Annotated in this window: 5 protein-coding genes and 1 rRNA gene; 4 read left to right on the top strand and 2 right to left on the bottom strand. The window is 46.7% G+C overall.

Annotation, left to right across the window (positions count from 1 at the left end; translation table 11 throughout):
- Nucleotides 1-164: 164 nt before the first annotated feature.
- The 4 genes from rrf to Q4Q54_RS06605 all read left to right on the top strand — a co-directional run bounded on the left by rrf (nucleotide 165) and on the right by Q4Q54_RS06605 (nucleotide 4,799).
- Nucleotides 165-280: ribosomal RNA gene (gene rrf, locus Q4Q54_RS06620) — 5S ribosomal RNA — on the top strand.
- A gap of 1,278 nt (nucleotides 281-1,558) precedes the next feature.
- Nucleotides 1,559-1,825: an OadG family transporter subunit gene (locus tag Q4Q54_RS06615; RefSeq protein ID WP_311988016.1), complete on the top strand. Its 267-nt coding sequence runs from the start codon at nucleotides 1,559-1,561 to the stop codon at nucleotides 1,823-1,825.
- 11 nt (nucleotides 1,826-1,836) lie between these two features.
- Nucleotides 1,837-3,660 (top strand): sodium-extruding oxaloacetate decarboxylase subunit alpha, encoded by a 1,824-nt coding sequence (gene oadA, locus Q4Q54_RS06610; protein WP_311988015.1) that lies wholly within the window; start codon nucleotides 1,837-1,839, stop codon nucleotides 3,658-3,660.
- Nucleotides 3,661-3,668: 8 nt separating this feature from the next.
- Entirely contained in the window at nucleotides 3,669-4,799 is a 1,131-nt protein-coding gene (locus tag Q4Q54_RS06605) for a sodium ion-translocating decarboxylase subunit beta (RefSeq protein WP_311988014.1), read from the top strand.
- 114 nt (nucleotides 4,800-4,913) lie between these two features.
- Here Q4Q54_RS06605 and Q4Q54_RS06600 read toward each other — a convergent pair whose 3' ends face one another.
- Both Q4Q54_RS06600 and Q4Q54_RS06595 read right to left on the bottom strand, forming a co-directional pair.
- A complete protein-coding gene (locus tag Q4Q54_RS06600) occupies nucleotides 4,914-5,081 on the bottom strand; it encodes a hypothetical protein (protein WP_006080601.1) in 168 nt (55 codons plus the stop codon).
- Between the two features lie 243 nt (nucleotides 5,082-5,324).
- Nucleotides 5,325-6,584: a dicarboxylate/amino acid:cation symporter gene (locus Q4Q54_RS06595; RefSeq protein ID WP_311988013.1), complete on the bottom strand. Its 1,260-nt coding sequence runs from the start codon at nucleotides 6,582-6,584 to the stop codon at nucleotides 5,325-5,327.
- Nucleotides 6,585-6,828 lie beyond the last annotated feature (244 nt).

Genomic DNA, 6,828 nt, shown 5'->3' with positions numbered 1-6,828 from the left:
TGTTCCAGACATTTTCTAGCACTTCCTCCATCCATGGAGGTCGTACGAAAAGCCTTAGACAGAATAACGACACTTGATAAAGTGTGAACTCAAACAAAGCAAATCAGCTTTCCGAATTATTATTAACGTGGTTCAGCGATGGACACGGTAATAAACAGAATTTGCTTGGTGACAATAGCCTTGTGGAACCACCTGATCCCATCCCGAACTCAGAAGTGAAACGCAAACGCGCCGATGGTAGTGTGGGGTCTCCCCATGTGAGAGTAGGTCATCGCCAAGCGCCTAATTATCTCTCATTGAGATGTAACGAAGCCAGCTGAATAAGCTGGCTTTTTTGCGTCTAAATTTTGTAGGAATTGATATATTTTTCTTCCAACTTGCATGTTTCCCCACTATTTTTACTCACCAGCTCACCAGCTCACCAGCTCACCAGCTCACCAGCTCACCAGCTCACCAGCTCACCAGCTCACCAGCTCACCAGCTCACCAGCTCACCAGCTCATTTTTTAATTGCTGAGTTCCTTGTCGATCCTAGGCTTCCTTATTTCGTTCTTGTCCTATTGCTTATACCAATCACATTAAATATCTAATCAGTTCACAGCCTCACAGGCATTTCAATCCAAGGCGCATTGACGCAGAAATGGTTATTCCCTTTTAAGTCAATGCAACACCGGAGTGGGATGCTGAAGGGCGGCTAACTGTTAACGGTATGACAACGCGCTTTATACTGCGTTTAAGGCTTTCGACAGAGCACCACTATGCCTTCAAGCCTTCGCCTTGTTTAAAGCGCGTTGAATTCCCGCTGAATGAACAGATATTAAATACAATTGGTATTAATTCTGCGAATAGCTAAGAGCCTAAGGTCTACCTCGGGTAGCACTTTGGCTTATCTTTCAAGATAGCCGCTCCACAACAAACCGTATTGAGCCTCTAGCACCGCTTCGTGTTGGTATCAAGAGGATATCTAAGTTATCAAAATGGATGATTTAATTTGTTAGATTGACCCCATTCCTCTTCTTCAATCAATTCCTTCAGAACGACATGCCTTTCTATATTCATTCAGAATCAAATAGCAGTGACTTGGATTGTGAAATCTGCATACTTTTTCACTTGGTTTATTCCTATGTCCGTTGTCTTCAATTTAGGAATCATTTTTTAGCCTAGGACATCATTTCGACTTAAATCTAGCATAGTGGGTATTTCATTATGGAATATTGAATTAATTACCCGATTTATGAGGATTAGTGACTGGCTACCTTTGGATTCACTTAATATTGGTAAGACCAATTTACATTCATATGGTGTTTTTGTTATCAATTGGTTATGTTTGTAGCGGGTTGAGTTCAAGCTGGCTTTCTTGCTATGTGAGTTATTAGCTTTTAAATATGATTTTTTATTCAAATTTTCTTTGGTGTGGTGGTCGCTATAGGTCTGTCTAAGAGAGACCCATAGTTTGTAAACCTCTCAACCGATTGAATGTTGTACTTGTAATGCGATAGCGATGTTTTCGGGGCAATCGTACTGTTGATAGGGATTGAGAGAGTAGGGGGAGGGGATTTATGGAGGATGTAACGCAATCTTTATTGGATGCCGTTGGCATTATGTTTTTGGGGATGGGCTTAGTGTATTTATTTTTAAGTATACTAATCCTTGGGATTCATTTGGTTGCGCGCTGGTGTGCAGTCGATGCTGACTCTGCACGTTATGTTAAAAATCATGCTAAAAGTCAGCAGAGGGTAGCGCAATCTGATGCTAAGCCTTTAGACCCAAATGTGGTCGCTGCGATTTCATTGGCGGTAAAGCAGTATCGTTCACAGATTAAGTAATGGGGAGCAGTATGACTTTTGTATCTAATTCTACGACGGCAGTGGCTAAGCCATTATTTTTAACTGATGTCGTTTTGCGGGACGCGCATCAATCCATTTTAGCGACGCGCTTACGCATTGATGACATGTTACCGATAGCGCCACTACTCGATAAGATCGGCTTCTGGTCACTGGAATCTTGGGGCGGTGCAACTTTTGATGCCTGCATTCGTTATCTTGGTGAAGATCCTTGGGATCGAATTCGTGAGCTGAAAAAGGCCATGCCGAATACGCCGCAGCAAATGTTGCTGCGTGGCCAAAACCTCTTAGGTTATCGCCATTATGCCGATGATTTAGTGACGCGTTTTGTTGAGCGTGCCCATACCAATGGCGTCGATGTATTTCGTATTTTTGATGCGATGAACGATGTTCGAAACCTCGATACTGCGGTGAAAGCAGTGCGCCAAGTTGGCGGCCATGCGCAGGGGACGATTTCGTATACCACGAGTCCAGTGCATACCATAGAGACGTGGGTTGATATGGCAAAACGTCTCGAAGATATGGGATGCGATTCTTTGTGCATCAAAGATATGGCGGGCTTACTTAAGCCGATGGAAGCGTTTGAGCTTATTAGCCGACTCAAATCTCAGACGCAACTTGTGTTATCTATGCATTGTCATGCGACGACAGGGTTGAGTACGGCCACTTATCAGAAAGCCATTGAAGCGGGTATTGACGTGCTCGATACGGCAATTTCGTCGATGAGTCAAACCTATGGACATACTGCAACTGAAACCGTTATCGCTATGGTGGAAGATACTGAGCGCGCAACGGGTTACGACATGGTGTTGCTTGAGGAGATTGCTGCTTATTTCCGTGAAGTGCGTAAGAAGTACGCTAAGTTTGAAGGCGCACTGAAAGGCATCGATTCGCGGATTTTACGTGCCCAAGTGCCTGGTGGCATGCTGACCAATATGGAGAGCCAACTAAAGGAACAGGGCGCGGCCGATAAGATGGACTTGGTATTGGAAGAAATTCCCCGCGTACGTGCTGACTTAGGTTTCTTGCCGTTAGTGACGCCCACATCGCAGATTGTCGGCTCGCAGGCGGTAATCAATGTGCTGATGGGTGAGCGTTACAAGTCACTGACCAAAGAGACTGAAGGCGTGCTTAAGGGCGAATATGGCGCGACGCCTGCGCCAGTAGATGCTGCATTGCAAGCGAGAGTCTTGCAAGGGGCTGAAGCTATTACATGTCGCCCTGCGGATTTATTAACGCCGGAGCTGGCTAAGTTACGGCTCGAGTTGGCAGATAAAGCGCAGGAACAAGGCATTCGCCTATCTTCAGAGCATGACGATGATGTGCTGACCTATGCACTCTTCCCACAAATAGGATTGCAGTTCTTAAAGAATCGTGACGATCCAAGCGCCTTTGAGCCTAAGCCTGAATTGACTGCGGCACTTGCTACTAATGCTGCGGATCGTGGCCCTGAAACCTACACTGTGACTGTCGAAGGGCAAGAGTACGTAGTTGAAGTCGCCGCAGGCGGGGAGATCTCGCAAATCCAGCCACAGGGCCAAAGTGTTCATGCCGTGCAAACGGCTACGGCGAGCACTATGCCAACTGCGTGCCATGGAGAGATCAGGCTTGAAATGAGCGCGCCGCTGTCGGGCAACATCTTCAAAGTGCATGTTTCTCCAGGCGATAGAGTGTGTGAAGGCGATGTTGTGATCATCCTTGAGGCGATGAAGATGGAAACTGAAATTCGTGCTCAGGGCGATGGCATTATCGCTAAGCTCTGGGTGAAAGAAGGCGACTCAGTATCTGTGGGTTCTCAATTACTGGCCTTGGCGTAGGAGTCATTATGGAAGGTTTAATGGCTTTTTGGGCCGAGACTGGTATTGCCCATTTTACTGGTGGGCAAGTGTTGATGATGGCAGTGGGCGCTTTGCTCTTGTATCTCGCCATCGTGCGAGGGTTTGAGCCTTTATTATTGCTGCCAATTGGTTTTGGTGCAGTGCTGGCGAACATTCCCCACGCGGGATTTACCGAAGAAGGTGGCATGCTGTATTACGCCTATCATGTGGGGATTGAGACTGGGGTGTTCCCACTGTTGATCTTTATGGGCGTAGGCGCGCTGACCGACTTTAGTGCCTTGATTGCCAATCCTAAAACCCTGTTGTTAGGAGCTGCGGCGCAGTTTGGGATTTTCGCGACATTGATCGGGGCGATAGCGCTGAACTTAGTGCCGGGCTTTGAGTTCACCATGAAGGACGCGGCGGCCATTGCGATTATTGGCGGTGCTGATGGACCTACGGCGATTTTCCTCGCCTCCAAACTGGCGCCTGAGTTATTGGGGGCGATTGCGGTCGCGGCTTATTCCTATATGGCGTTAGTCCCGATTATTCAACCGCCGATCATGCGCTTACTAACAACCCAAGCTGAACGCGAAATTAAAATGGAGCAGCTGCGGGACGTCAGTAAAAAGGAAAAGATCATTTTCCCTTTGATGGTGCTGGGATTAACGATTCTCTTCTTACCTGCGGCCACGCCGTTAGTGGGCATGTTTTGCCTTGGTAACTTGATGCGCGAATCGGGCGTAGTGGATAGATTATCGAAAACGGCGCAGAACGAGCTTATTAATATCGTCACGATTTTCTTAGGGTTAGCTGTGGGCTCTAAGTTATCCGCCGATCAATTCCTACGACTGGAAACATTAGGGATTCTGGTTTTGGGTGCTTTGGCTTTTAGCGTTGGAACTGCCGCGGGTGTGTTGATGGCAAAGCTGATGTGTAAGCTGTCGGGCGGTAAAGTGAACCCGCTGATTGGCGCCGCAGGGGTATCGGCTGTGCCTATGGCGGCGCGAGTCGTCAACAAAGTCGGATTGGAAGCGAATCAACATAACTTCCTGCTGATGCATGCAATGGGGCCCAATGTGGCGGGGGTGTTAGGTTCTGCAGTCGCTGCGGGGATTTTACTTGCTGTTCTTGGGTAACGGATTGGGTTAATCACTGAGTTAACCGATTTGGGTTAACTGAGCTTTGAACATCTTCCAATCGTTAGCTCAGTTTGATCACTAAGGCCAACTCAGTATTGAGTTGGCCTTTTGCTAAGCCGTTAACCACATTAACGTGATAAGGATTAAAATCATCCCTTCACCTATGCCGATAATGTAGATAAAACCTCGTCTGCCTTGTTTTAGCGTGAGTTTGTTGGCTTTTAAAAATAACGCCCAAAACAAACATAGGATCAGCGGGATAAGGAAGAGTCTCGTCATTGTCTGTTCTGCTAAAATGTGAGTTAGAGTGGCTTCAGAGTCTAACAGCTTGATCTTATTTGGGTAACCTATTTTACAGCCGATGAGGATTGTTGGAGTTGATTGATGCTTTAAGGTCGACAGTTTCACCGTTGTTTGCTGGATAATAAAAAAGACCGCCTAAGCGGTCTCTTGATTTACATCATCTGCGTAATTTACCTAATGTTACTGATGGCTTAGCGCAGTGGTTTCGACCCAGTATTGCTATTGCTGCGAACCTACTGGTGTAACGTCTTGGTTATCGTTCGAATAGAACTGCGCTTCATCGAGTTCATTTTCTGATTTACCAATCACGACAGCTGTCATCATATCGCCCGTCACGTTCGTTGCTGTGCGGATCATATCGATGATACGGTCAATCGCGGCGATAAAGGCAATGCCTTCAAGTGGCAGACCAATCACACCTAAGGTCACAGTTAACATCACCATTGCACTTCCTGGCACGCCAGCGGTGCCAACAGAAGCCACGGTTGCAGTCACGGCAATCATTACATAGTCCAGTGTATCGAGCGGAATATTGTAAATTTGGGCGATGAAGATAGCGGCAATCGCAGGGTAAATACCCCCACAGCCGTCCATGTTCATGGTCGCACCTAATGGCATCACAAAGGCGCTATAACGCTTTGATACGCCCATGGTTTCGACTGCACGGGTGCTCGCAGGTAAAGTTCCGAAACTTGAAGAAGTACTAAAGGCGACTAACTGCGCTGGCATAGCTTTGCGGAAAAATTGCAGTGGGCTTAAACCACCGACAAATTTCACTAAGCCACCGTAAACAAAGATGATGTGGATAAAGGCGGCAATGTAGATAGCCCCGATAAACTTACCTAAAGGCAGTAGAGTTGATAAACCGTATTCGCCGACAACCCAAGCCATTAAACCAAACACACCGATAGGGGTTAGTTTTAAGACCATGCGAGTCAGTTGGAACATGACTTCTGCGCCCGCTTCTATGGTGCGTTTTAGCTGATCAGCCTTCTCGCCAACTTTGTTGATAGCGATACCCACTAACGCGGCAAACACGATAATTTGCAGTACCTTGCCTTCAGCCAGTGAGGCGAAAGGATTGACTGGGATCATGTCGAGCAACACTTGTGCAAAACCGGGAATATTACGCTCGCGCACTTCAGTCGCCGTGAGCTGCATAGTGCCGCCCATGTCGATCATCGAGCCTACGGCTAAGCCGATCAGCGAGGCAATCGTGCCTGTCAGCATGAACATGCCTAAGGTTTTAAGGCTTAAGCGTTTTAGGCTAGTTTGCGAGCCTAGCGACGTGATACTGACGACAATGGCACAAAATACCAAAGGCGCGACCAACATCTTAATGGCGCCAATGAACAGATCACCGAGTGGTTTTAGCACTGTAGCGCTTTCACCTAAAATAACGCCAACGAGCGCACCTAAGATAAAGCCTGCTAAGACTTTTTGCCAAAACGGAATGCGGCTAATGGTTTGAAGGATCATGCATATTCCAGAAAAATAAATTAAGAGTGAGCCAATAGACCTGCGATGATAGGATTCGTATTCAACGAGTTGAGCGTGATGTTAACGCGCTCTCAGTCATGCGCATGGTCATTGATTGCCATAATTAAACCATTGTATCGACAGAGCTAGGGTTATAACAAACCGTTTTTCTTATAACTTATTGTGATTAGTGAGCTTGTTGTAAAAAGATTTAAGTGAAACATTCAATTAACCCATGACAAAC

This window comes from Shewanella sp. SP2S2-4 (genome assembly GCF_031932025.1).
GTDB classification, from domain to species: Bacteria; Pseudomonadota; Gammaproteobacteria; order Enterobacterales; family Shewanellaceae; genus Shewanella; species Shewanella baltica.
Note: the sequence above shows the minus strand (reverse complement) of the source record. Positions and strands in the feature narration are given on the sequence as shown.